Here is a 748-nt window from a genome sequence, read left to right as displayed (position 1 = left end):
GAACCACAGGTTGGGCAATAAAGCATACAGCTAAATAGATTTGAAAACGCGCCCGTTTGTCGCCCTCCAGATCTCTTAAAAGATGCTTTAAGCCTGATCCACTCTTCTTCTGTAATCAATGCTGGGTAATAGCCTTTTATTACATCTCCAACAGGTTCTTTGCGCTCCCCCTTTTCGCCGTGCACATGCTCGACTGGTTGAAAGTCGCCGACAAGCTGTATCATCTTTAGATACTTCTCAACAATCTTTGTGTACCAAGTATTGCTGCGGTTCCAGCAAGGATATCCTTGCTCATTAAGATAAACTGTAATGCGATGAGCACCCCAGCCTTGCAGCTTTAAATCTACCATCTTGCGCACAATTCGCGCACGCTCAGGTATCAACACAAAGTGCGTTTTATCTTTGCTTAATTCAATCCAGCTAGGACTCATTGATGTGCGTCTCTCACCGCCCTCTTTTTCTAATAGTCGCTTGTGTGTGAATCTGGCACGTATGCGTTTTGATTTCTGTTCACTCTCTAAGTGCGCTAAATGTATTGCTGTAGTGATAAGCAGGTCTTGACCTAAGTCACTACTTTTGTCGTGATAAATGATCAGGTTGAAACGGCAAATGGCAACATCAATGCCGTACTTTTTGAAACGTGCAAACAGAGCGCGGGCATCATCAACGGGCAAGCGACTTATACGGTCAATTGCTTCTACAATTAGCAACGTACCTTTTTCTATCTGTCCGTGTTCCGCTGCTTTTA

General features: G+C 44.1%; 1 protein-coding gene. It reads right to left on the bottom strand.

Translation table 11 applies throughout. The features are described 5' to 3' along the window. The coding region (locus tag R7R78_RS25970) for a recombinase family protein (RefSeq protein ID WP_225474592.1) at nucleotides 1–748 on the bottom strand (748 nt) is incomplete at both ends.

It is taken from the genome of Vibrio sp. 2134-1 (assembly GCF_033339495.1).
This window is presented reverse-complemented; position numbering and strand designations above follow the sequence as displayed.